At 70.8% G+C, this 25,766-nt stretch carries 9 protein-coding genes; 2 read left to right on the top strand and 7 right to left on the bottom strand.

Annotated features, from left to right (window positions below; genetic code table 11):
- Window positions 1–114 precede the first annotated feature (114 nt).
- The 4 genes from ACGFZA_RS37215 to ACGFZA_RS37200 all read right to left on the bottom strand — a co-directional run bounded on the left by ACGFZA_RS37215 (window position 115) and on the right by ACGFZA_RS37200 (window position 13,975).
- Window positions 115–3,192: an AAA domain-containing protein gene (locus ACGFZA_RS37215; RefSeq protein ID WP_393685048.1), complete on the bottom strand. Its 3,078-nt coding sequence runs from the start codon at window positions 3,190–3,192 to the stop codon at window positions 115–117.
- A gap of 610 nt (window positions 3,193–3,802) precedes the next feature.
- Window positions 3,803–6,211: a UvrD-helicase domain-containing protein gene (locus ACGFZA_RS37210; protein WP_393685046.1), complete on the bottom strand. Its 2,409-nt coding sequence runs from the start codon at window positions 6,209–6,211 to the stop codon at window positions 3,803–3,805.
- Complete coding sequence (locus ACGFZA_RS37205) at window positions 6,208–13,299, bottom strand: DEAD/DEAH box helicase (RefSeq protein ID WP_393685044.1); 7,092 nt, start codon at window positions 13,297–13,299, stop codon at window positions 6,208–6,210. The genes ACGFZA_RS37210 and ACGFZA_RS37205 overlap by 4 nt, the downstream gene beginning before the upstream one ends.
- 175 nt (window positions 13,300–13,474) lie before the next feature.
- Window positions 13,475–13,975 carry an ATP-binding protein gene (locus ACGFZA_RS37200; protein ID WP_393685042.1) on the bottom strand — a complete coding sequence of 167 codons (501 nt, stop codon included), beginning with the start codon at window positions 13,973–13,975 and terminating at the stop codon, window positions 13,475–13,477.
- Between the two features lie 146 nt (window positions 13,976–14,121).
- Here ACGFZA_RS37200 and ACGFZA_RS37195 point away from each other — a divergent pair, with 146 nt between their 5' ends.
- The gene (locus ACGFZA_RS37195) at window positions 14,122–15,009 is read left to right on the top strand and encodes a helix-turn-helix domain-containing protein (protein WP_393685040.1); all 888 of its coding nucleotides are present in this window, start codon (window positions 14,122–14,124) and stop codon (window positions 15,007–15,009) included.
- Window positions 15,006–15,194, top strand: coding sequence for a DUF397 domain-containing protein (locus ACGFZA_RS37190; protein WP_393685038.1), 189 nt, complete (start codon window positions 15,006–15,008; stop codon window positions 15,192–15,194). Before ACGFZA_RS37195 ends, ACGFZA_RS37190 begins: the two co-directional genes overlap by 4 nt.
- 74 nt (window positions 15,195–15,268) lie before the next feature.
- Here ACGFZA_RS37190 and ACGFZA_RS37185 read toward each other — a convergent pair whose 3' ends face one another.
- The 3 genes from ACGFZA_RS37185 to ACGFZA_RS37175 all read right to left on the bottom strand — a co-directional run bounded on the left by ACGFZA_RS37185 (window position 15,269) and on the right by ACGFZA_RS37175 (window position 25,656).
- A complete protein-coding gene (locus ACGFZA_RS37185) occupies window positions 15,269–20,809 on the bottom strand; it encodes an Eco57I restriction-modification methylase domain-containing protein (protein WP_393685036.1) in 5,541 nt (1,846 codons plus the stop codon).
- Between the two features lie 73 nt (window positions 20,810–20,882).
- Window positions 20,883–24,143 (bottom strand): SNF2-related protein, encoded by a 3,261-nt coding sequence (locus ACGFZA_RS37180; protein WP_393685034.1) that lies wholly within the window; start codon window positions 24,141–24,143, stop codon window positions 20,883–20,885.
- A 124-nt stretch (window positions 24,144–24,267) separates the two neighbouring features.
- Entirely contained in the window at window positions 24,268–25,656 is a 1,389-nt protein-coding gene (locus tag ACGFZA_RS37175; protein WP_393685031.1) for a protein kinase, read from the bottom strand.
- Window positions 25,657–25,766: the final 110 nt, after the last annotated feature.

Below are 25,766 nucleotides of genomic sequence, written 5' to 3'. Positions count from 1 at the left end.
TCGCCCTGTCCTGATCGGCTCGGGCGTTCAGCCCCGGGGCTGCTCCGTTTATTGGCTATATCGACCCGAAGCGCCAGGATGAACGGACCCCACGCAGCTCGTGGTGAACTACGGCTACGGCAGCCAGCGCGCCGCCTGTTCCCGGGTGACCCTGGCCGCGTCGACCCACCAGTGCCGGGCCTCCTTGTCCCACTGGGCCCTGAGCAGGCGCTTGGCCTCGTTCCTCTGCTCGTACGAGACGTTGAGGTACAGCCGGCCGTCGCGTTCCAGCCCCGGATACACCTTCTCGTCCCGCGCCTCGGCTCGCTGGGCAGGCACCTCGGACACCGGGGCGGTTTCTCCGGCGGGGCGCCACTGTGCGCGCGCCGGACGTTCCATGCGGGTGTGCTCCATCAGACGCCGTACGCGGTCGCAGGAGGCGGGGTCGGTGTAGCGCATCATCAGGTCCGTCGGTCCGATGTTCGCGAGCAGGTTCTTCGAGCCGTGCCACAGGACCGAACCGTCCAGAATCAGGACCTTCTCGTGCATGCGGTCGCGGAACTCGACCCGGCAGCCGACGGCCTCCAGCTGCCCGACCAGCTCCCGGTGCCGCGCCACGCGGGTGGGTTCCTGCTGCTCCTCCGGCCGGCGGGTGAAGACCGTGACCTGGAGGCCGGCAGCCGTCTTCAGCCCGAGCATTCTGGCCCACCGGCGAACCGGCGTCGCGTCCATGAACGCCGAATACAGCTCGATGCTGCGCTGCGCTCGCTCCACGTCCCACTCCACCGCTTCCAGGACCTCGCTGTGCTCGAAGAAGGCGGGCCGTGCCAGTTCCTCCGCCGACATGGTGGCCAACTGGTCCGCGTCACGGATCGGGATCAGCTGGTCGGCGGAGATGGTCTGCGCGTGCGCCTCCAGATGGTCGACCATCGCCAGCGCCTCGCTGTGCGGGGCCAGGTGCTTGCGCAGGAAGGCGACGTCCGCGACGACGACCAGGTGGTCCTGGGCCCGGCTGAGAGCGACGTTGAGGAGGCGGCAGGTCTGCGAGGACAGCCCCGTTCCGCTGTAGAAGAAGCCGGCATCCTTGCCGGCGCCCGCCACCGTGTCGAGGAGCACGACGGGGCGCTGGCTGCCCTGGAACCGGTGGACGGTGTCGACCAGGCCGTCGTAGTCCTCCCCGAAGCGGTGGGCCAGGCTGCTCTTGAGGGCCTTGACCTGCTCCCGGTACGGGGAGATGACGGCGAGCCGGTCGGTCGCCCGTTCCCCTTCGGGGACCTCCTGCCACTTGCGGCCGGGCAGGATGCCCTCGTGCTGAAGTCCTCGGACCAATTCGTGGATCACTACGGCGTGGACGGCGTTCGTCATGTGGGGCTTGCGGCCGCCACCGGGGATGCGGCGGCCGGACGTGTCGATCAGGATCACCGGGGAGTCTATGAGCGGGGCGAACGGCAGACGGCTGGTGTTTCCGCGCCCGGTCCTGAGCGGGGCGTCCGGATACGCCACCTCGTTGACGACCGCGCAGATAGGCTCCCGCATCCGGTACTGGGTGTCGAGCGCCACCAGCCGAGGGTCCTGGCGTACCCGACCGGAAGGATCGACCAGGCCTGCGGCGTGGAAGGCGTCCCGCGCCGTCCACTCACGGGAATGGGCGCGCTCCTCCTCGCTCGCCGCCCGGTCGCTGTCGCCCTTGGTCACCGCGGGCAACTGCCGGAAGTCGCCCGCCACGATCAGCCTCTTGCGGGCGAGTCCGGCGGCGAACCAGGCCGAGGGAAGGTTGACCATGCCAGCCTCGTCGATCACCACGACATCGACCTCGTCGAGCAGCTTCCTCGACTGGACGGCCTTGGCCACGGTCGCTCCGAGTACTCGGCAATGGGAGCGAACCTCGTCCTGGATGCGCTTGCGTTTCCGCCCGAGTTCGTCGAGTCGCCCCTGGAGAAAGGCGGCGGACTCGACGACGGTCTGCCTGGGCGGAATCCCCGCCACAGCGGCATAGGCCGCGGGGAGGGCTCGGCGGGCCTCGGCCGCCTGCTTCTCGCCCGCCGTGTGGCGACGAGCCACGCGCGAGACGTCCTCCCTGGCCCGCGTCGCCTCGTCCTCTTCATGAGCCAGAGCGGTTTGGAGGTCACGCAGTTTCGCCGCTCTGCGCTCCGCGAAGAGTCCGGTCGGCTGCCCCACCTTCTCCATCTTCAGCCGCAGCTGCGCTGTCAGGGTGTCCGCGGCCGCCACCGCCTTCGCCGCTGCGGCGTGATCGCGGCCGGCCCCAGCCGTCTCCTGTGTGCCGGTGGCCAGGTCCGACTCCAGGTCCCTGACACGGTCGTGCAGGACCAGCGCCGCCCGCGCGCCCTTGAGCTGATCGGCCGCCGTGCTGATCTGCCGGTCGATGCTCTCCACGAGCAGGGCGGCGATCCGGGCCGGGTCGACCTGGTCGCCGTAACGGCTGCGCAGCGACGGCAGGACGATGCTCCCGGACCGCTGGACGATCCCCTCGGCAAAGCCCTCCTCGTGCTCCAGCAGGGAGCACATCCGCTCAAGGGCCTGGTCCACCGCAACGTTCGTGGGGGCCAGGAAAAGGACCTTGAGTCCTTGGCGGAAACTGCCCTCGACGATGTGGCCGACGACATCCGTCTTCCCGGTGCCGGGCGGCCCCCACAGGAACAGCACCTCACTGGCGAGGGCCTGTGCGACGGCGTCACGCTGACGTGGGTTCAGCTGGAGCCCCGTCCAGTTCGCCACCCACCGGCCCGGGTTCCCGGCACGGCCGGTGCGCGGGGTGCCCCGGCCGACCAGCCAGCCCGCGTGGTCCGCGTCGATGGGGCTGTCCTGGCTGCCGGCCGTCTCCAGACGCTCGGCCAGCACGGCCCAGTTCGCGGAGTCGTCCTTACGGATCTGGATGTGCGCGGGCGTCGCCCCGAAATCGGCTTTCGTCACGAGCCGTACGGTTCCGTCAGGAGCACGCGTGGCCTCGGCCGGATCCCATGCCTTCCGGGAATGTGACGGCCTGGCGAGGACGGGAAGACCGTCCAGGCTGTCCTGCCAGGTGCGGCACGCGAAGAGATACTCGCGGGTCCCCCCGGACTGCGAGAGGAGCCGCCCCTTGGAAAGGGCGACCTTCACCGCGCCGTCGGCGTCGCTCCGCTGTTCGGCGAGGATCTCGGCATGGACCGCAGTCAACAGTTCCTCGACGGGATAAGGATGCCCCTCACCGGTCATGTTCACCGCTCCCCCAACATCGCCCCACAGGTCCGGAGACTGTACGTGAGTCTGCCGCCGTCGAGCGGTGAACTCGACAGCCACTGGCCAGTCAGTGGCCGGAATCATTCCCGATCAGTCGTTGCCTGGAGCGGGGCGACGCTCAGCGATCAGGAACGACAGTTCGACGGAGTGACGCATACCGGCCGCGGACTGGCGCCGTAGTAGTAATCCGGCGCCCGGCCCGAATGCCACCGCCGCACCGCCTCGTCCCCGGCGGCCTGAGCCCCGTCCAGCACGATCACCACCCATGCCGAGGCCCCCTGACCACGTGCAACACGAACCTCGCCGCCAACCTGAGAGAGCACCTGTACCGGCTCGGCGGTGACTCAACTCGTACACAGACTTGATGTCAGGTAGGTGGACCAGGTCGCCCGTGAAGTGGTTGAGCAGCACCCGGGTTCGGTACGCGCTACGCCCGATATCGATCATCGCCCACCTTTGTCTCTGAGGCGCGGCGACGACGGAAAGGGATCAAACCATCTGACTGATTCACACCGCTATGACCGGATTAGTAGTGCAGGGCGAGTCCCGATCCGGCGCCGAGAGCTTTGCTCTGGACGGAGCGTTGTCAGGCGACGGACGCCGGGGGCGATCCGGAGGACGGACCGTTCGGGGTGAGCAGGTCGGTCGCCCGGAGCGCGGTGGTGTCCGCGTCGTGCGGCAGGAAGCGGCTGGCCCTGCCGCTCCAGGTGACGACGAGCTCGTCCCGGGCGCGGGTGGCGGCGACGAAGACCAGAGACCGTGCTCGCTGTTCCTCCAGCCGGTAGCGGTCGGGGTTCGAGAGCCGGTACTGCTCGATGTTCTGGCGCGGCACCTGCCCGTCACCGACCGAGGTGAGGAAGACGCGCTGGAATTCGAGGCCTTTGAAGCGGTGCATGGTGCCGATCCGTACGGCGTCCTCGTCGGAGCGGACACCGTCCTTGCCGAGCGGCACCACCGGGATGTGGTACTCGGTGGCCAACCGGTACGCGAACTCTTGGGCGGAGCCGCCGTCGGGCACGGCGACGGCCATCGCGGAGTAGGGCGTGCCGTGCGCGTCGTGGCGCTCCTTGATGAGAACGGCCACCGCCCGCATCTCGCTCGTACGGTCGGGGGCACGCCAGAACTGCGGGGCGAGTCCTGTGAGCACAGACCGGTAGCCGTCGAGCGTGTCGTTCTCGGTGTCCAGGTCATCGAAGGACGCACCGGCGATCAGGCCGTTGGCACTGCCGAGGATCTGGCGTGTGGTGCGGTAGTTGAGGGTGAGGCGGCGTGAGGCGCGGCCCCGGACCACGATGCCGTGGTCGCTGAGGACGACCCGGCCGCCGTAGATGCGCTGGTGGGCGTCTCCGACGAGGAAGATGTCGTTGGGGCCCTTGTGGACCACGGCCCGGAGCATGCGCCAGTGCGAGCCGGACAGGTCCTGGGCCTCGTCGACCACCACGTGCTGATACCGGGGCCTGAGCCACATGCCGCTCCCCGCCTCGCGGTGGATCAGGTCACGGCCGCCCTGCTCGTCCTTGTAACGGGCCTGCTCCTCGACGCGTGCCATGCGGTGCTGTTCGAGACCGGCTGCCTGGTCGGCGATGACGGCGTACGTCGTCCTTCGCGGCGGGGCAGCCAGACGAGCCTGGTACGCCTGGACGAGCTGCCACACCTCATGGCGCTGCGGTGGGGTGATGCGAGGGCGTCCGGTGCGGCCGACACGTCGGTACAGGTCCCAGGATCCGCATCGCTTCGCGAGAATGACGTGTTTGAACTCGCTGTCGAGGAACTCGGCGTCGTGATGCAGCAGACCGGTTTCCAGGCGGACGTCGTGCCAGAGGTTCATCGCGGCCTCGTCGTCGAGCGGCCTGCCGATGTCCGTGCGGGACTCCTGGACGATCTCGCGGGCGAGCACGTCGACGGACTTCACGTCGACCCGGCGCAGCAGGCCCTCGCCTCCCATGTCGCGCAACCGTTCGCGCAGCTCCAAGGCGAGGTTGGTGTTGTACGTGGTGAACAGGACGGCACGGCTGTGGCCGGGCGGCAGCCGGTCAACGAGGTGCTTCACGCGGTGCAGGGCGACGACCGTCTTGCCGGTTCCGGGGCCGCCGGTCACCTTGGCCGATCCCTTGAAGTCCCCCTTCGCGAGACGGCGTTGTTCGGGGTGGAGGAAGAGACGCCAGGCGTCGAACCCGTTACCCAGGGCTTCGAGGACCGCGTCGTCATCGGTCTCGGCCTGGGAGACGGCACGCCGGGCCGCCCCCGCCCAGTCCCGGACATCGACCTCCTCGCCCTCGGGACGCCAGGTGCTCGTGATCAGGCGTTCCACATCCTCCGGATCCTTGCCGTCGCGCAGGGCGAGCAGGACGTCGCGGGTGAGTTCGGGGAGGTTGTGGGTGAGCAGCCTGTCCAGTTGATCGTCCGTGGTGATCTTCCGGACGGCGGGCAGCAGTGACCGCACCACACCGAGCTTGACCAGGAGCTCGTCGTCGTGGGATGCGAAGAGCGGACGGCGCAGGCTGCTTGTCGAAGCGGCGGGTGTGCCGTCGGTGGCCGACAGGGCAGGGACCTTCGGGGCGGGGGCCTTCGCGGGGGTGGTGTCGGAGCGTGTGGAGAGGGCGACGACGTTGGCGGTGGCCTCGCTCTGGTCGACGACCTCGACGGCACCCGACTCGGGGTTGATGGCGACGGTGAGCCGGGTGAGTTCGTCGCGGGCGAAGGAGCCGTCCCGGACCGCGAGGAGCTGCATCTCGTCTCCGCCCTCGGTCGACAGGAGCAGGACCATGCACCGGGCGTCCGCACGTCCGAGATGGAGATCGGCCCCGTCGCCGGCGGCGCGCAGGAAGACCAGGCTCAGCGCCTTGTTGTGACGGTCCGCCCGCAGGCGGCGGACGAAGGTCCCGACGGCGTCCCGGACCGCACCGCCCCGGCGGGTGATGTCGGCGCCGGCCTGACGGCTCGCCCGGACACGGGTCCTGGCCGGGCCTCCCGGCCGCCCTGCTGCCTGGGTCATCGCGTCCCCCTCTCTTCGCCCAACATGCGGGCGAGTTCGTCGGCGTCCCATTCCCGTGGTGCGCGCACGTGCCACCCGGCCGCGGCGCACCGCGCCATGTACTCCGGGTCCTCGGCGTCCTCGGCGAGCACGATCCCGAGGCGGTGGCCGGGCCAGGCCAGTTCGACGGTGCGGGGCACTCCGTCGATGTCCCAGCCGGCCCGGCCTGCGGGGACGTCGCCACGGGCCGAGAGGTGTGCGGCGAACTCCGCGACGTCGGGGTCGCCGTACGTGGACAGCTCTCCCAGCACCAGTTGCCACAGGTTCTGTTCGACGGAGGTCCTCCCGGCTTTGGATGCCCCCGGGGCATCGGCCGCCGCCGCCCGGACCGCGTCGGGAGACGCATCCAGGGCCGCCTCGTCAGGTTCGGATTCGGGTTCGGGTTGGTGGAGCCCGGTGCCCGGCGTCTGCGCGCGCAGCGCGGGGAGCAGCCCGGTGGCCGGGCCCGCCGTGGCCGCGAGCAGCGCGGCGTCGAAGCCGTCGAGTGTCGTGCGGGCCAGCGCCAGCCCGTCGGCCTGCCCCGCACCGGTGGGATCGAGGAACTGGATGATGTTGCCCCAGCACAGCCACGCCTTCCAGCGGCGCCGGTGCTCGGCGCGGTCGCCGGCGACCGCCTCCTCCCGGTCGTCGAGCACGGCGAGAGCGCTCCACCGGAGCGCCTTGCCGTCGGTGCGCGCCGCGGCCACAAGGACGAGGGGCAGCCCGGAGCCGTCCTTGAGGCGCAGCAGTCTGAGCCCCTTCCCGCTGACGTCCGGCAGGGGTTCGTCGCGTACGGCGGCCTGGATCCAGTCTGCCGCTGAGGCAGGGTCGGCGCCGGCGAGATCCCGTTGCCGCAGGGCCGCGGGCGCGCTGACGGCCAGCGTGGCCAGCAGCTGCCACTTGTCCGGCCTGGGGTCGCGCAGAAACGCGAGCAGTGCGGGAACGGCTCCGCCGTACAGGGCGTCCACATCGGTGGGATCGTGCCGCCGCTGCCGCCACAGCTCCCGCACCTTGGCCCCGGGACCGGCCGGGTCCGCCACGTCGTACGGCGGCCAGGCGGCGTCGGCTGCGGGGCCCGCGACGACGGCGGCGAGCGGGTCCGCGGGCTCGCCCGCGGCGGGTTCGGGGCTGCCCTTGAGGGCGTGGTCCCATGCGGCGACGTCGTCCCAGGTGATCTGCCAGACGAGTATCCCGTCGGCACGCAGCCGAGCCCGCTTGGCTGCGTCGGAGGCGATGCGGTTGGTACGGGAGGAGGCGTGCCAGCGGTAGCCGTCGAGGTAGACGGCGATCGGCAGCGGTGGCGCCCCGTCGCCGGTGGTGTCCCCGGCGACGGGGCGGAAGAGCAGGTCGGGGCGGGTGCGGTAGCCGTGGAGGTCCTTCTGGGCGACGACCTCCCAGCGCACGGGGCGACCGTCCGGCCGGGCCAGGGTGATCTGCTTGCCGTGCCTGCCGGTGGGCGTCTGTATGTGGCCGGCCGCGACGGCGTTGCCGGGGGCGGCGAGCCAGCGGTCGAGGCATTCGATGAAGCGGCGTTCCAGATCGCTCTCCGCCTGGTCGACGAAGCGGATCCGGGCGTCCGGGTCCTCCTTGCGGACGTCCCAGTCGCTGCCGCCGTCGGCGCCGAGCAGGTGGTCAAGCATCCACAGGGCTTCCTGCCGGTCGACGTCCTTGTAGTCGCGCTCCGGGGCGTAGGGCAGCAGGCAGCGGTGGCAGGCGCGGCGCGGGGTGTCCTTACAGGGGCAGCCGCGCAGCCGCTTCTGGGCCTCGGCGAGGATGGTGCGGAACTCTTCGCCGTCGCGGTCCGCGAGGCGCTGGAGGTAGCCGGTACCGCCCGGCAGGGCGTCGTACAGGACGAGGTAGTTGCGGGTGAGTCCGGTCTCCCGGTCGGGTTCGGTGGCGGCGGCGGAACGGATGTGCGCGGGGTCGCCGCCGTAGCGCAGGGCAAGGCCGAGGTGGAGGGTCGCGGAGAACGAGGCCAGGCGTTCGGGGACGTTGAGGGTGGCCGCGGGCAGCAGGATGCGCAGGGCCTCCGTGCGGTGCTCGGTGGCGGTGATCACCTGGACGTCGTCGGGCCTGGCCTGCTTGTCGCGGCGCCGGACCACGCACCAGGGCCGGTGGTGCGCCAGTTCGGTGCGGCCCAGGAGGGACTGGCTGATCGATTCCCGGGCGGGGCCGTGGCCGGGTTCGCGGTCGGTGGCGCCACCGCAGCGCGGGCAGACGGTGAACCCGGTCATCACCGTCTCCTGGCCTGCGAAGAAGGTGTCGTTGCGCCGCCCGTGCCGGGCTTTGCCGAGGTTGAACCGGCGGATGACGGCCTCGCGGACGTGGTCGACGCCGAAGGTGGTCTTCTGGTGCCGCCAGGTCTCCTTGATACCGGCCGGGTCGATGTCGACGGCGGTGACAGTGGTGTACGGCGTGCGTGTGCGGCTGTCGTGGTCGTCGACGATCCTGGCGTCGTCCCGCTTGTCGTGGGCGGTGACCTTGTGGGGGACGACGACCCGGTGCAGGGCGGTGCGTCCGCCGATGCCGGTGCCGCCGCAGCGCGGGCAGGCCGAGGTGTCCTGTTCGGCACGGTCGCCGGTGCGGACGTGGCCGCAGTCCTTGCACACCCGCCAGAGCCGGAGGCCGACGGGGGTCTTGTCGGGCGAGCCCTCGCGTACGGGGCCGAGATCGAAGCCGTCGACGACGTGCCGGTAGCCGCGGACGTAGTAGGCGTTGCCCGGGGCTAGTTCGGTCAGGGCGGAGGCGGCGGGCCGGTCGTAGACCCGGGGCTCGCTGCGCCAGCGTTCTGCCGGGCCGTCCGCCGCCGCGTCCTGGCCGCGCTTCTTGCGCACCGGCTCCTTGCGGCTGAGCATCGCCTCCAGGCGTACCCCGTCCTCGACGAGGCTGTAGTTGGGGAGCAGCCCGTGCTCGACGAGGAGGCCCTGGGCGCCGGCGTGAGCCATCGTCTGGAGGCGTGAGGCGACTCCGGCCGCTTCCCGGACGAGGTTGCGCTTCTCGCGGGCCTCGTCCTCCACGGCGTCCTGGAGGGATTCGACCGCGTCGTTGATCAGGTGGCGGCGGCGGGCGAGCTCGGCGCGCTCGGCCTCCCAGGCGGCCTCTGCCGCGTTCAGCCGGTCGGCGATCTTCTCGCGGGCGTACCGTCGTACGACCGCGCGCGCGTCGCGGGAGACTCCTGAGCCGGGAACACCGTCGATGTCGGGGAACAGCCGCAGGAAGTCCTCGACGAGGTCCGCGTGGGCGATCGCCGCTTCGCGGAACTGCTTCAACCAGCTGTTACGGCCCATGAGCTGGGTGGCCCGGTCGGGCAGCGGCGGGACGCCTTCCAGGGTTCCCCGGGCGGCCCGGTCGATGAGGTGGGCGGTGTACTGCCGGCACAGCAGTTCGCCCGCGGACAGGAAGCAGCCGGGCGGCAGGATCGGGCCTGCGATCAGGTACCGGGGTTCGGCGAGGTGGTACAGGGCGCGCGGGCTGGTGTCGGCGAGCGAGACCATGAACGCGTTGCCGGTGGAGCGGCCGGCCCGGCCGACCCGCTGGACGTAGCCGGCTGTGGTCGGGGGCAGTGAGGCGAGGATGACCGCTTCCAACTGGCCGATGTCGATGCCGAGTTCCAACGTGGGTGTGCAGGACAGGACGTTGGGGTCGGTGTGCTTCTCGCCGCGCCGGAAGCCCTTCTCCACCTCTTCGCGTTCCTTGCGGCCGAGGACGCCGGTGTGCTCGGCGGCGACCACGCTGTACGGTTCGGCCTCCCGGTAGAGCCGCCGGTAGTAGTCGGAGCTGTAGTCACGGGCGGCCCGGCCGCCCGCGTCCGCCGAGGGGCGGGTCAGGCTTCCTTCGCAGCGCTTGAGCGGGCAGCGGGTGCCCTGCCAGACGGCGGCGCGCTCGGGCGGCACGGTCTGGGTCCAGCCGCACTCGGGGCAGGTGAGGGCGGCGAGGCCGGTCTGTTCGTCCGTCAGGGGCCGGACGCGGATGTGCCCGGGGGTGAGTCCGTAGACCCCGTGTCCCGGCCGGCCGTCCCCGCCGTTGATCCGGCGCCGGGCCAGCGCGCCGATCCCCTTGTCCGCGAGCTGCTCGAACAGGGCGGCGAGGTAGGTCCCGGCGGCTTCCTGGTCCAGGCCGAGGCAGCGGCGGGTGAAGTCGGTGTACCAGCTCTCCCGGGTGTCGACGCGCTCGAACCGGGTCCGTCCGCCGCGTGCTCCGACGAGGACGAACGCCGGGAACTCGGAATGGCGTCCGAACGCGGGCATGCCCGGGGGCCGTGCCGAGGAGAGGAGGTAGCGGTTGCCGCCTCCGTCGTCGATGAACGCGTCCAGCCACCGGTGGTGTATGCCGCCGGACTGCCGGATGTGTTCGAGCAGGCCGCGTACGTATCCCTCGAAGAAGCGCAGTCGTCCGGGGTCCCCGGCGGCGGGGGGTCCGGGCTGCCGCGCCCGCGTGGAAGACAGGATGCCCTCACCATCGCCTTCGGACACGGCGGGCGCCAGGGGCAGTTGCCCCTTCAGCTGGACCTCGAACAGAGCCTCGGCCGCCTTGGCCGCGCTCTGCGGATCGGGCAGGTACACCTCGGCCGCGACCGTGCGGGTCAGTTCCAGGGTCCGGCCGAGCCGGGAGTGGAGTCCGAACTCCAGGAGTGTGTTGAAGGCGAGGCGTTCACCGACCAGCTTCCAGGTGGCCTTGGTGACGTTCTTCTTGCCGTCGAGGAGGCGCCTGACCGGTTCGATGGTGTCCAGGTCGGGCGGGACGACGGCGGCGAGGAGCCGTTGCCCCGGCTCGGCGGCCCGGGTCACCAGGGAGGCGATCAGTTCGTTGAGCGGAGCACCGTGGGCGGCGTGCTCGGGGCTCTCGTCGATTCCCGCCACCAGCTGGTCGTGGAGGAGGGAGCGCAGGGAGAACTTCCAGGAGCGGCTGGCGACGAATCCGGCACGGTGGGCGGCGTCCTGTACGGAGTCGTTGAAGATCAGTGTCCTGCGGCGGTCCCGCTGCCGCTCGTCCTTCTTCGGCAGCTCGCCGCCGGTGAAGAGTTGGGTCACGACGACGGACGCGAGCGGAGCGACGCCCGCACCGAGGAAGCGGATGCCCTGGTTCTGCCCGCAGGCCGGACAGCGGTCCTGCTGGGCGTACTCGGCCTTCTCCTGGTGGTTGTCGAACCACGCCCACACGTATACGCCGTTCTCCGGCGCGGGGGCGACCCGGCCCCCGTCGCCGTCGGGCAGGACCTCGTCCGGATCGAGACTGCGCAGAGCGCGTCCGTTGTCCTCCAGGACCAGCAGGCTCGCGTCGTGGGCGGCGCCCTTGCGTGCCCGGTGGGCGGCCCGGCGGGCGATCACGGCACGGGCCTGTTCGGCCGCTTCGGCCGGGGTGGCCGCGATCATGGCCCGGACGCGCCCCTTCGCGGCGCCACCGGCCGCGGCGGCGCGGTAGATGTCGTCCGGGGAGTGGTTGAGGTTCTGCGGGTCGCGGTCGGGGCAGATCGCGGCCCAGCCGGAGCGTCCGCAGTGCCGGCAGTAGGCGGCTGGCAGCCGCCCGGCCCCCCGCACATGGAGTCGCCGCTCGGCCTGCGCCGCGACCGTCACGGCCTGCCGCCCGGCCGCCGCACGGTCCTGCTCCGCCGCCGCGCGGTCCTGCTGGGCGACAGCGGCCTGGTCTCCGTCCGACCAGGAGAACACCGGCCGGGGGGTGACGAACCGCAGCACCCTGGACATCGCCCGCAACCACAGGTGGTTCTCCACGAGCAGCAGCGGCCGGTCCCGCCCGTCGGGGCCGGGCTTCGGGTCCCGCGCCACCGAGATCAGCGCCACGAAACGCGCGAGGTCGCGGGCGGCGGTCCCGGGGTCCCGCTCGGCCTCGGCCCGCCAGTCGGAGGTGCCGGGGGCGGAGGTGCCGGGGAACGCCTCCAGCGTCTCCACGGCGGTCAGCGGCGCGTCCTTGGCCCGCAGTAGTTCGTGGGTGAGCGGGTGGGCGAGCAGGCGCCGACCGAGCTCCCTCGGGTCGGCGGTGTTGCATCCGAGGGTGGCGCGCGCGACGGCGTCCATGCCGTCGGGCGTGCGCGCCGGGTCGGGCAGGCCCGCCAGCTCACCGGGCGACGGGAGCGGGAGGCTGTGGTCGACAGGCAGCAGGAACTCCTCGGCATCCCGCCGGTCCTCGCCGATCACCGCGTCGTCGGGGAACCGGACCCCGAACACCTGCGAGGCCACGTCCAGCATGGCCCGCGGACCGGCCGCCGCCGGGTCCCCGCCGCCTGCGGAACCGAGCGTCGCGGAGGTCGCGACCGGGCAGATCCCGCCGAGCGGACGCCCGCGCTGCGCGACGCCGACGACGGCGGCGAGCCGTCGCAGGAGCATCGCCACATCGGTGCCCTGGGCGCCGTCGTAGGTGTGGAACTCGTCGACGACGATGTATGTGAGGTCGGCGTCCGCCCACAGCTGGGCGTCCTGCTGCCGCTGGAGCAGCAGGTCGAGCATCTTGTAGTTGGTGATCAGGATGTCCGGGGGGTTGCGGCGGATCTCCGCCCGGTCCACCATCACCCGCCCGTACGGCGAAGTGCCCCTGGAGGAAGCCTCCCCGATGTACAGCCCCGCCGTGACCTCGTTCAGACGCGTGTCCCGGTCGAGGAGATCACCGAGGCGGTCGGCCTGGTCCCCGGCGAGGGCGTTCATCGGATACAGCAGGATCGCCTTGATCCCCGCCCGCCCGGCCTGCCGCTCCCGCCGGCAGTGGTCGAGCACGGGGATCAGGAACGACTCCGTCTTTCCCGAGCCCGTCCCGGTGGTGACCAGGGTCGGCTCCGGCCTGCGCCCGTCCTTGCTGCTGAGCCGCACGAAGGACTCGGCCTGGTGGGCGTACGGCTGGAAGTCGTCCGGATACCAGTCGAGCCGCTCCTGCCAGCCGTCAGCCGCGGGCCGGAAGGGCCGCCGGATCCGCAGGTAGGGGCCGCGGAAGAGGCCGTCGGACGGATCGGTGAGGAAGTCCTCCAGAGCTTCCTGGGTGTCGGGTTCGGCCAGCGCGAACGTCGTCGTCAGATACTCGACCGTGGTGTCGCGCAGTGTCTGCGCGGCGAGTGTGGGTCGCATGACGTGCCTGGCCCCCGTCTTCCTTGCCGTCCTGTGGCGGTGGACGACCCGGCCCCCGGTGGATCACCGCAGGCGACCAGGATCGATCACACGCCCCACTCTACGAGGGGACACTGACAACCCCACCCCCGTCGACGGAATCCGGCCGTCCGGCCCGGCCTGGAGCCGGACGCGGTCAGCAGCCGGACGCGGCGCCGGGGATCTCGCACTCGGCCCAGACCGTCTTCCCCGGCCCCTTGGCCCTTGGGTACCAACCCCAGCGGGCAGCGAGCCCTTCGACGAGCACCAGCCCCCGGCCGTCGTCCGCGACCCCGGGTGCGCGGAGCCGTCCGGGCAGCGGCGGCACACGCTCACCCCGGGTGTCGGTCACTTCGATCCGGGCAGCGGGCCGGGGCCGGTCCGTGACCCGGAGCGAGAGGTGGAAATCGCGCCCGGGAACGAGCCCGTGCCGGATGGCGTTCGCGGTCAGCTCGGCCGCGATCAGCACGACCGCCTCATGCGGTTCCGTCCCGTACGGCACACCCCATTCGTCGAGCCGGACCGCCACCAGACGCCGCGCGAGGCGGGCGCCCCGGGGTGTGGAGGTGAACCGCATGGCGAAGGAGGGGTGCTTCAAGTGCGCTGGGGTGCTGGTGGGTTGGGTGGTTCGGGTGAGACTGCCGATGTCGCTCGTCATGACCACCAGCGTCGTCGCGGTGGCGTAGCGTGACCAGCAGTGACGCACCGACGCGAACCTCTTGTACGCGCGGTGCCGGCACCGGTACACGGGGCACGGCGTGACGGGGTCCGGGCGCGGGCGTTCGTCCGGGGAGGCAGGGTGCGATGACAGCGGAACATACGGAGCGCGAGGCCGAGGTGGAGGTCGGCCCCGAGGCCGGGACGGCGGATGGCGCACGGGCCGCGGCGGACAAGGCGGGCCAGGGCGTGGTCGCCGCGTTCGGGCAGAGCCTGAAGACGCTGCGGTTACGGGCGGGGATGGAGCGGGAGGAGCTGGGGAAGCGACTGGGGTACTCGGCTTCGAGTATCGCGTCGTTCGAGCAGGGCCGGAGGATTCCGCCGCCGAGGGCGATCGACCGGGCCGACGAGGTGCTGGACGCGGGGGGCCTGCTGTCGGTGTGGAAGGAACAGGTGGAGAGGGCGCAGTACCCCGTGTTCTTCCAGGGGATGGCTCAGCTGGAGAAGCAGGCGGTGGAGCTGCTGATGTATGACACGCACATGGTCAACGGCTTGCTCCAGACCGAGGAGTACATGCGGGCGCTGCTCGCCATGCGGCGGCCATCCCTGGATCAGGAGACCACCGAGCAGCGTGTGACTGCGCGACTAGCGCGACAGGACATCTTTGAGCGGCGCCCTACGCCCCTGCTGAGTTTCGTTGCGGATGAGTCAGTGTTACGCCATCGATACGGCGGCAAGGACGTGGTCCGAGGGCAGTTGGAGCACCTTCTCCTCATCGGCCAGAAGCGCAACGTCGAACTCCAGGTCATGCCGACCGAGTGCGATGACAACGCAGGCGTGAACGGACCGTTCACCGTCGTCACGAGGAAGGACGGCAAGAAGTTCCTGTACGTCGAGGCACTGAACACCAGCTCGTTGGAGACCCAGCCAGCGCAGACGGTTCTCGCTTCCGCACGCTATGGGATCATCCGTTCACAGGCTCTCACCCCGCGAGAGTCGCTGAAGTTCATCGAGAAGTTGCTGGGAGAGCTATGAATAACGCTGAGCCCCTCATGTGGTTCAAGAGCAGCTACAGCGGAACTGAAGGTGGCCAGTGCGTCGAGGTCGCGGCAGGCGTGGGAACCGTGCACGTCCGTGACTCGAAGGTCGGAGCCGGGCCGGTCCTTCGCGTGTCATCTGAGGCGTGGGCAGGGTTCGTCGGACTCGCCTCTGCCGAGTAGTACAACCGACGTTTGTACGCGCGAGAGCCCTGCCGGTCCGAGTCGACGGCAGGGCTCCCGTGTGCGCGGGCGGGTCAGCCTCCGGCACCCCCCGGGGCCTTCGTGTCACCGGGCTCCCAGCCGACCGCCCGCATCCGCCGCGTGAACTCGGCGTGCGCGGCCTTCATTTCGTCCTTGCGACGGGCTCGGTAGAGGGGCGCGGTGTAACCGTCGGGCACCTCGTGCTCGACCGGGAACGCCTCGGGCTTACTCAGTTGCTTCCACGCCTCCTTGGCTTGCCCGAACCCGTACTGCTGATGCGCCTTCGCGATACGCCGCCCTGCCGCGTCGAACCACATGTTCTCCTCGTACTGCTGGAGCACGGGGAACCGGGCGTCGTACATGGCCACCAGCTCATCGGCACTGATCCCGAGCCAGACGGCGACGAGCGCGTCGATCTCGACGAGCGCGGCTCGACGTGCGAACTCCGCCCGGAGGGGCGTATCCCGGGTCCAGGCGCGCTCGACACCGTCGGTGAGGGGTGGGGTGCCGTCGGGCCACTCCCCCTTTGCAGCCCAAGCGTCCTGCTGCCAGGTGGAGTCGTAGAGCTCTTCCCAGAGGGGGGCGTAGGCATTGGTCTGGGCGTTGAGGCGGAGCGTGCGGAGAAGGAGGGCTTGTTCCAGGGGGTGGCCTGGAGTGGGGGCGGGAAACTTCACCGCCTCACCGATGCGCAGATGTCCAACGTTGTTGACTCTCAGGTAGTAGTCACTGGGAAGCGCGGCAAGCACGCCCGAGATCAAAACAGTTGCGCGATTACTCTGCAAGGCCATGCTGTTGATCAGGTCGACGTGAGCGGGCCCACGGGGTAGAAGCGCAGCGATGAGGCTTCGCTCGGTGTTCGCGGCAATCATGACCCGCCACGCAACGCGATAGAACTCCGAATACGGTCGAATACTCGCCGCTCGCAAGAGCTCAACGGCGGCCCTGCCCAGATCGTCCCCCTCCAGCTTCGGATCGTCAGCCTTGACCTCACCCTCCGCCGCGGCAACCGCCGCCGGATCGCTCTGCAATTGCGCGAGTCGGCTGTGGTCCACCCAGCGGTCCTGTGCAGCCACGAACCTCGCCCGAGAACCAGCAGGACGGTAGTTCGTGCGCGGGACAGCGTCCACAGCCAGGTTGAGGTGATCCCACGCCTCGTAGTCACGCATGCTCTTCGAGCCACCCTCGGGTGGCTGCTTGTGAAGAGGCGTCGCAATGTGAATCAGTGGGCCCTGGAGGATGACCTCCTGCCAGCCGGCCACGCAGCCGGGCGTCCAGGAGAAGTAGCCCGCTGTTCGATCGTTCTTCTCATGAAAACCAGCACTCATTCGCGGGTCAAACGACCCCAGTCGGCGTCGCCAGTTCGCGAGCGCCGCAATGGCCGACTCCTCCGCCTGCGTCACCGGATACAGCAGCTTGGTCCGCTCGACAGACGGCGGATTCGCCTCCCCCGCCAGCGCGCGCCACTTGTCAAGACGGTGCGCGTCCACCGTGACGATCCGGTCCCTGTGTGGGCGCAGATCCCACTTGCCCCCGTCCTTCACGCCGGGCACGGGGCCCTTCCCGTCATGGCGTACCGACTTGACGAGCACGCTCGGGTGCAGGAGCCAGCTCATGTGCTGAAAGTGAATCTCCCTGTCCCTGCCATAGATGTTGACGCTGAAGTGACTGCTGTTTCCCACCGGGTTCGCGAAGATGAGCAGCTCGTTGGTGAAGTCGGCGTGGAACCGGAAGTGCCGGTACGCGGCCGCGCGCAGCGCCCCCTCCTTCGCACCCGTCAAGTGCGTCGACGGATGGATCAGCCCCGCCGTCCCCCGCTCCCCCACCGCCCGCCACGCCAGCAGCATGAACGCCCGGTACAAGTCCGGCTGCGTCCCCACCAGCTCCGGGTACGTCTCCACCGACGACAGGAACCCGCCCATCGCCGCATGGTCCGCAAGCTCGCCCATGAAAGCCGACCGGACCCCTGGCCAGGCCAGCACCTCGTCCTTACGCTCGTCCCAGGCCTCGTTGCTCGGCTTGTCCGCAAGCTCGAACCACGGCTCGAACTCCGCGAGGACCCCGCTCTCCTTCCACTCCTGCTTGACCCACGGCGGGTTCCCCACCATCAAGTCGAACCCACCCCCCGCGAACACATGCGCGAAGTCCAGCTCCCAGTGGAAGAACCCCCGTTCCCCCGCAATCCGGGCAGCCGTCTCGTACCAGGGGAACGTGTACCCGAGGTCCATCGGAGCGGACCAGGCCCCCAGCTCGCCCATCAGCTCGTCGAGTTCGCGCTCCTTCGCGTCCAGCTCCTCCAGGCTCCGGACCCCGTCGAAGGAGAGCAGGGCCCCCTGCCTCCCCTTCTCCGTCGTCGCGTCCACGCGGCCCACGACCGACTCCGCGAACTCCAGCCAGTCCTTGAGTTCCGCGAGAGCGACGCGGCGGCGGTGGCTGTCCTTCGGCAGGGCGCGCAGGTCCTCACCGCCCGGCCGGTATTCGAAGTCGTCCGAGCCGTCGAGCTGGCCGGTCTTCTCCAGCGGCCAGAACCACAGCGCGCACCACGTGTCCATCAGCTGCTTGAGCCGCCAGTACGGGCGGCCCTGGCGGTGCAGGGCGGCCAGGACCGCGTCCCGGTCCACCGGCGCGCGAACGCCGACACCGTCCGCCACCGGCGCCGCCCCCCACACGTCCACGTGCCGGGAGATCTCCTGCTCCGAGAGCTTGAGCCGCATGACGACCAGGTCCCACAGGAACTCGACGCGGCGGGCGAGCCGGATGAGGCGGCCCGTCTCGGTCCTCTCGCCGGGCTCCCGGTCCTCGTCGGCGACGGAGGCGGCAGAGGCCGCGGACCCGGTCGCCGGAGCCGCGGCGGCGAGCATCGGCTGGTCCCAGATCTCCAGGCCGAGGTCCAGGGTCAGTTCACCCGTTTCGGGCTCCGGCGCCGCCGCGACCGTCCGCTTCTTCGGCTTCGCGCCTGCCGTCTTCTTCGGGTCGCCCTTCGGGTTGCGCCGCATCGCCGAACGCCACTTCCGCAGCGCCTCGACGAGTTTCGGGTCCAGCCAGTCCACGACATCGCCGTCGACGACGGCCTTGGTGGTCTCGTCCGGGGTGCCCTTCTTCAGTGTCCGGACGGACACCTTCTCGCCGATCGAGCCCCACCCCATCGCCGGCAGCAGGAACTGGTGGACCTCCCGGGACTTCAGCTTCTCCGCGAGCAAGGCGTGCCTCGGCTTCTGCGGGGCCTTGGAGGTCAGCCAGCCGCCGTCGCGCAGGCTGTTCCCCGGATAGACCTTTCGGGCGGCGCCGACGAGTGAGTTGCCGCGGTGGAGGTGGAGGCCGTACCAGGGGGCCCTCATGCCCCGGTACATGGTGTTCAGCCAGAGTGAGATCTCGGCCAGTTCGACGGCGGTCTCGTTGAGGTCGACGCCGTAGGCGTTGTGCAGGGCGATGTAGGCCTTGGTCTTCTGGAGTTCGGCCTGGTAGTCCTCCGGTTCGATGTCCTGGCCGCGCTCCCGCTGGGCGAGCCGCAGATAGAGCTCGGCGAGCTGGTTGACGGCCTCGTTGAGGAACGCGCCGGAGCCGAGGGCCGGTTCACAGACGCGCCAGCGCAGGACGTCGGCGGCGGCGACCGACGCGTTCCCCGGCTCCTTCGGGTCGACGGCGCCCTTCTCGTCGAGGCGGAAGCGCAGGGTCTGCTCCACCGTCGCCTGGGTCAGGGACTCGGGGGTGTAGTAGGAGGCGCTGGTCTGACGGTCGCGGCCGGCGAGGCGGTAGACGTAACTGCCGACCTTGTGCGGGACCGTGACCCGCTGCCCGGTCTTCGGGTCGACATCGGTCTTGACGAAGACGCTGTCGCCGGGGCCGTCGGGGTAGCGTCCGGAACGGACCTGATCGGGGCGGATCAGCCAGGAACCGCCGCTGGGGTTGCCGCCCTTGGCGACCTCGTACAGCGGCTCGTCGGCGATGAAGCCGGTGTACGACATCAGGCCCTCGTACACGGCGCCGAGGTGGTTGATGCTGAGGTTGGCGTACGAGATGAAGCCGCCCCGGCCGGTGCGTGCCGTGCCTTCGGCGATGGTCAGATGGCGCAGCACCCGGTGCAGGACCTTGTTGCGGAGCCGCAGGTCGAGGGTGCGGGCTCCGTCCCGCGGCCTTCCCTCCGGATCCAGGTCATCGGGATGGACGATCTTCTGGTCGACAAGCTCTATCGACGTGGGGTCGAAGAGGCGGGAGCGCAGGGCCTCGATGCGTACGCCGGCGTGGCCGTCGTCCTCGGCCAGGTCGCCGGCCTCGGTGTCGGGGCCTGCCGGAAGGTCTCGGGTGGTGACCGTGCCGGCGACCGGGTGGCCGGTGAAGACCTTCTCGAAGAGCAGGGCCAGCGAGTCGTGGAAGTGGTAGCGGTCACGGGAGGCGCTGGACAGCTTCTCCTGGACAACGAGTTCACGGAGCCGGGCCACGCTGTAACCGGCGGTGTACTCCTCGCTCTTCATCGGGAGAATGTCGAGCTCGGGGCGGGCCTCGGCGTACAGCAGGAAGAGCAGGCGGTAAAGGTAGCGGAGGGATTCCTTCGTGAGGACGCGCTGGAGGGAGCCGGGCTCGGCGAGAGTGTCGGGGAGCCAGGCGGGGAGGTCGCCGGGGGTGACGTCCTGCCGGTCCGCTCGCTCCAGGACCTCGTTGGCGATCAGCTGGACGGATTCCTTCAGGCCCTCGCGCAGGGCGTCGGTCACGCCGACGGAGTGGTCGCGGGACTCCGCGACCAGGCGGGCGATGTCGTCGTCACCGCCGTCCTCGGCCGGACGGAACGCCTGCGCGCCGAAGAGGGCGGCGATCACGTCGAGTTCGCCGGCGGTCGCGCCCTTCATACCCTTGCGGGGCAGGGCCACCTCCAGGCTGACGGCGAGGTGCCGGCCCCGGGAGTAGTTCTCGCGGTCGGCGAGCACCATGACGCCGCCGAAAAGGAGGAGGGCGTAGCGGGGGGCGTCGTCGGCGGCGAGCAGCCAGGCGGCAAGGTCGGTGACGGTCGTGAGGGTGCGGCCGGAGGCGATACGGACGGGGGCCGTGAGCCGGTTGGCGTGTCCGTCGCCGCGCGCGGCGGAGACGTCGTCCGCGAAACCGCCGGTCAGCACGACAATGCCGGGTTCGTGATGGGCGACGGGTACGGCCACCGGCCCGGCCGCGCCGTGAACGGTGAGGTGGCCGGGGGCCGGAGTGAAGCCGAGGGCGGTCAGGACGGCGGTGTGCCAGGACTCCAGGGCTGCCCGCCACGTCCCCTCCGGGTCGTCTCCGTAGGTACGGGGTCCGGGCGCGGGGTGGAAGGCGGGCGGCTCGTCCGGGCCGGTGTGTTCCCTCAGCTGCTCGGCGGCCTGCCGCTGGGCAGCCTGTGCTCCGGGATCGGGCAGGGCATTGAACTTCTCCGCCTCGCCGCCGACCGTGAGGCGTACGTCGAAGTAGCGGCCGCTCAGGTCGCGCAGGCCCTGCCGCGGGGTGGGGCGGCCGTGGCGCTCGTCGGTGGCCCACTCCTTCAGGCGGCCCGTCCTGAGCTGCTTGGGCAGGATCGTGTCCAGGTAGAAGGGCGGAAAGTACTCGCCCTCGTTGATCAGCGCGTCGAACTTCACGCGTGGCGCTCCTGCCGGATGACGGTACGAGTGGGACGGGGGGCGCGGGCCGCGCCCTGTGCGGTGGTCAGGGTCATGAGCTCGGTTCCAGGACGGCCAGGACCCGCACCATCGGATCGTCACCGGCGGTACGGAGACGGGTCGCGGCCTCTTTCAGGTTCTCCGCGGCCCGCTCGCGGGCGCTGCGGCCACCGCTGAAGCCCGGGAGGGGCTGCTCGTGCCAGAGGCCGACGCGTTCCTCGTACTCCCGGAGCGGCTGGTCGACGCGCTCCTCCGCCTTGCCCCGCAGCTCGGTCATGCGGCGGCGGGTGACGGCCACGGCTTCGGCCACGTACTGCTGGAGAGCGGCCGGGTCGCCCTGGGCGAAGTGGTCGGGCATGTCCGGGCTCAGTCCGAGCTCGGTGAGGAGTTCCCGGGTCAGTTTGCGAACGCGCGGTCCCGCTCCGTGACCGCCGAGCCGGTCGACGGCGAGGAACGCCACGACGGTCGGGCGGCCCTCCTGGTTGGACCAGACGCCCTGGGTCAGGAACACCGGCTCGGGGACGCGGGCACGGTCGGCCTGGAGCACGAGCGCCTGCTGGCGGCCGAGCTGGACGAGGACCTTGTCGGTGATCCACTCCAGGACGGGGTGCAGCTCGCCGACGTAGTGGGCGTCCGGCCAGAGGGAGGGCGAGTCGGCATCCTCACGGGCTCGCTTGAGGGAGTCCGCCGCGTCCTTGCCGCTGAAGGTCAGCTTCATGCGCTTGGTGATGCCGTGGTCGCGCAGATAGCCGGGCGGCAGGACATCGAGCCGGTCGGCGAGGTCGTCGGGGGTGTCGAAGCTGAGGTCGGTGCCGTCGACGGTGGTGTCGAGGCGAAAGGACTCCAGGTCGGCAAGCTCCTCCAGGCCGGTCAGGACGTAGTCGCGGCGATCCGCGAACAGGCGCAGTTCCTCGACGAACCGGAGCGGTGCCAGGGAGCTGTGGGTGTCCGGGGCGGGTCCGGGACCGGTCGTCGCCTCGCCGGAGGAGGCGGGCGGGGCGTCGTCGAAGTCGAAGCCGCCGTCGTCCGCGAAGTCGAAGCCGCTCTCGTCGTCGAAGACGGTGTCGAAGGCGAAGCCGGAATCCGCATCGTCGTACGGGTCGCCGCTCGTGCCGAATTCGGCGTTGAGCTGCTGGGCGAGCGGCAGGTCCTGCGGCGAGGTCCCGGATTCGCCGTCCAGGGGTACGGCCTCCAGTCCGGCCACGGCGTCCTGCGGGGACGTACCCGTGAACAGCGCCTCCATGACGCGCCGTTCCTCCAGAGCGCCGTCGTTCTCCTTGGTCGCGGCCTCCACGGCGCCGAGGATCGCGTGCACCTTCTGTTCCCGGGCAAGGACCCGCTCGGCAACATGGGTGTCGTCCAGCGCGCCCTCGACCGCCGACTCCAGGATCATGGCGCGGAACTCGGGGCGCTCGGTCTGGCCGTAGCGGTCGATACGACCGTTGCGCTGCTCGACCCGGATCAGGCTCCAGGGCAGGTCCCAGTGGATCAGATGGTGGCACTGGCGGTGCAGGTTGACGCCTTCGGAAGCTCCGTCGCCGGAAAGCAGAAGGCGGACGTCGCCGCCGGCCCGGGCAAACTCGTCGACGTACTCCATCTGCACGCGGTCCGAGACGCCGGTGCTGTGCAGCACCTTGACCGCCGCCCTGGCGTCGTCCGCGTCCTTCCAGCCGAGCAGCGGCGGCAGCACCTGGCCCAGCCAGTCGAGGGTCTCGCGGCGTTCGGAGAAGACGACCGCGCGGACGGGGCTGCCCGCTCCGACGCCGATCGCGCGCAGTTCGTCGACGAGGCCGGCCAGCTTCGAGGCCGCTTCGGGCGCGCTGCCCCCGGCGGTCGCGTGCTCGATAGCTCGGGCCTGTTCCATGAGACGCAGGAGCGAGGCCGCCTCCGGAGTGACGGGTTCGATCCCGGCCGGGGGCTCATGGGTAATCCTGTGCGCGGTGGTGAGGGCGTGCCCGGTCTTGGCGAGCCGGTCACGAGCCGTGGCGAACAGGGCCCGGTGGGAGGAGAGGAACGACTTCAGCAGGACGAAGGGGAAGAGGTGGTCCTCGGCGCCGGCCCTCCCACCGGCCTTCGTCCCGGGTTCCGCACGGGTTTCCGTCCCGGCCGTCGCATCGGCTTGCGTCCCGGCCGTCGCACCGGCCCTCGTCCGGGCTTCCGCACCGGCCGTCGTAGCCGCACTGTCCCCGGGGTGCTTCAGCCAGTGGTCGGCGAGCTCCTGGAAGACCGCCTCCTCCAGGCCCCCCGCCCGGCGGCGGACCGGGCGGGAGTCACCGCGCGGTGCCCAGTCCTTCAACTGGCCGGCGACCTCGGCGCTGACCTTGGTCCGGCGCACCATCAGATGCTCCAGCTCGGCGGCCTTCGGGTCGCGGGGGTCCTTGACGGCCATGGGGTCGAGAAGGCGGATCAGTCCGGTGAAGGCCTGCATGTCGCCGTTGTGCGGGGTGGCGCTGGCCAGGATCAGGGCGTCGGTGCGCTCGGCGAGGAGGTCGGCCAGCGCCCGGCGGTCGCTGCCCTGGTTGATCAGGTTGTGGGATTCGTCGATGACGACGGCGTCCCAATGGATGTGCTCCAGCCACGGCCGGTAGCGGCGAGGGTTCTTCAGCGTGTCCATGGAGACGATCACACGCTTGTAATAGGTGAACGGGTTGCGTCCGGCCGGGATCCTCCGCTCGATGCGGGCGATGCCCGCGCTGTCCAGGCGGACCAGCGGGAGGGAGAACCGCGTCCACATCTCGTGCTGGAACTGTTCCAGGACGGGTGCGGGCGTGACGACGAGGATGCGTTCGCCTCGGCCCCGGCGGATCAGTTCGCCGAGCAGCACTCCGATCTCCAGGGTCTTGCCCAGCCCCACCACGTCACCGATCAGGAGGCGCGGACGCAGCGGGTTGGCGAGGGCCTTGGCGGCGGGCCGGAGCTGGTAGTCCATGCGGTCCAGGAGGAAGCCGTCGGCCAGGGCCAGGCGGCGCTCGGTCTGCGGCAGCGGGGTCTTGCGGAGCACGGCCTCCAGGAAGAGACGGCTGCGCCGGAAGTGCGGCGAACCATCGGCGATCAGCTTCGTGTTCTCGGGAAGCAGCACGCGGGGCCGGTCCATCGTCGGCGCGAGGAACCGGGCTTCCTGCCCGCGCACGAGGTCGGAGGCGCCGACGGCCTCGATCAGGTACTCCCCGGGCCGGACCTGCCGACTGCTGCGGACCATCCACTCCTCGTCGCGGACCTCGATGACCGTGCCGGCCGGCGGAGGACCCTCGGGTGCCGGCATGGCCTGGGCTTCGGTGCGGGCCTCGGTGGCGCCGGGCACTGCGTCGGGCATCGGGGATGGTCCTGCCTTTCGGGTCATGGGGTCCTTGAAGGGTAGGCGGTCCGCGCCATGCCGGAGGCCGGGCCCGCGGGGTCCACCCGCACGGAGCGGCCGCGAGCCCTCCGTGAGGGCCCTCCTACAGGTCGCCCCGGTGCGCGTACGCCTTCCGCAGCTCCGCCGCGACCTGCAGAGCCGCCCGCGGCAGGACCGGCTGGCGGTGCGGGTGGGGCGTCCGGGGAGGTGCGATCACGTAGCTCGTGGGCTGCGACGGCGCCGGATTCCCCTGGGCCGCAATCACCTCGACAGCAGGTTCCTGCGGGGCCGGCTGCGCGGGGTCGACCAGCGTCGGGGTGTACTCCCGGGGTGCGGCTTCCTGCGCCGGGGGCTCGCTTTCGGCCGCCCACTCGATCTCGTCCGTGTCGACGAGCCCGTAGAAGCCGGGGTCCATGTCGGGCGGGACGGTGGGACTGTCTCCCGCCCAGGGCGCGTCCGGTGCGCCGCCGCCGTCGACCGCCTTCTGGGCCAGCTTCCGAACCTCCGGGTCGGCCTGCCCGGTGAGCGCTTCGGGAGGGAGCTCGGGGGTGAGTCCGGCGGCTTCGACCACGGCCGCGAGCTGCTCCGCGGCGATCGCGGGGGTCAGATCTGCCGTGGTGAGGACGGCCCTCAGTCCCATCTCGACTCCGTCGAGGTCAGGGCGGTGACCGGCCGCGGTCACCAGGATCTGCCCGAGCAGGGGAAGGAAGTCGGTGTGGACACCGTCCCAGTCGGGCGGTGTCAGGAGGGGCTGCATCGCGTAGGGCGGGCGGCCGGTCAACGCGAAGAACAGCACCGCGCCGAGCGCGTACACGTCCGACGGCTCCTTGACCTTCTGGAAGTCGTGGAGTTGTTCGTAGGAGGCGAAGGGCCAGGATCCCCACGCCTCGCCCGGTCTGGTGATGGCCTGGCTGGTACGGCGCTCCGCCAGAACCGCGAGCCCGAAGTCGAGGACCACGGGACCGTCCGGCCCGAGAACCACGTTCTCCGGCTTGAGGTCCCGGTGCAGGAGTCCGGCTCCGTGGATCGCACGCAGGGCGTCCACCAGGGCCAGCCCGAAGGCGGCACACGGGCCGAGGGCAAGCGGCCCGGTCGCCTCCACCAGCCTGCGCAGGTCGGATCCGGCGATGTAGTCCATGGCGAACCACGGACGTGAGGAGTGCTGCGGAGCCGCGGCGATCAGCGCGGGTACCCGGTCGCTAACGACCGTGCGCACCGCGTCGATCTCCCGGTCGAACCGTTCCAGCGCTGTGGGCTGCCCGTCCAGCAGGCTGGGCAGGATCATCTTGACGACCACGAGCCGGCTGTCCGCCGGATCCCCGTCGCCGTCCGGCTCGGAAAGCCGGTACGCGGCGGCCAGTTCGTCGCTGAGCCCTTCCAGCGGCAGCGCCCGCGCCAGGTAGGCGACGCCCATGCCTCCCGCGCCCAGCCGGGCCAGCAGTTCGAAGGGACCCACCACACGCGGGTCGACATCCAGGTCCAAGCGTTCCACCGACGCACTCCCCCACACGCTCGTCGCAGCCCGCGCCCCGGCCACGCGGCTGTCGATCAGTCTACGACTGCGGCGACGAGTCCTACCGCGCCTGTCGGAGAACCACGTTC

The sequence above is a fragment of the Streptomyces sp. NPDC048211 genome, assembly GCF_043202315.1.
Lineage (GTDB): Bacteria > Actinomycetota > Actinomycetes > Streptomycetales > Streptomycetaceae > Streptomyces.
This window is presented reverse-complemented; position numbering and strand designations above follow the sequence as displayed.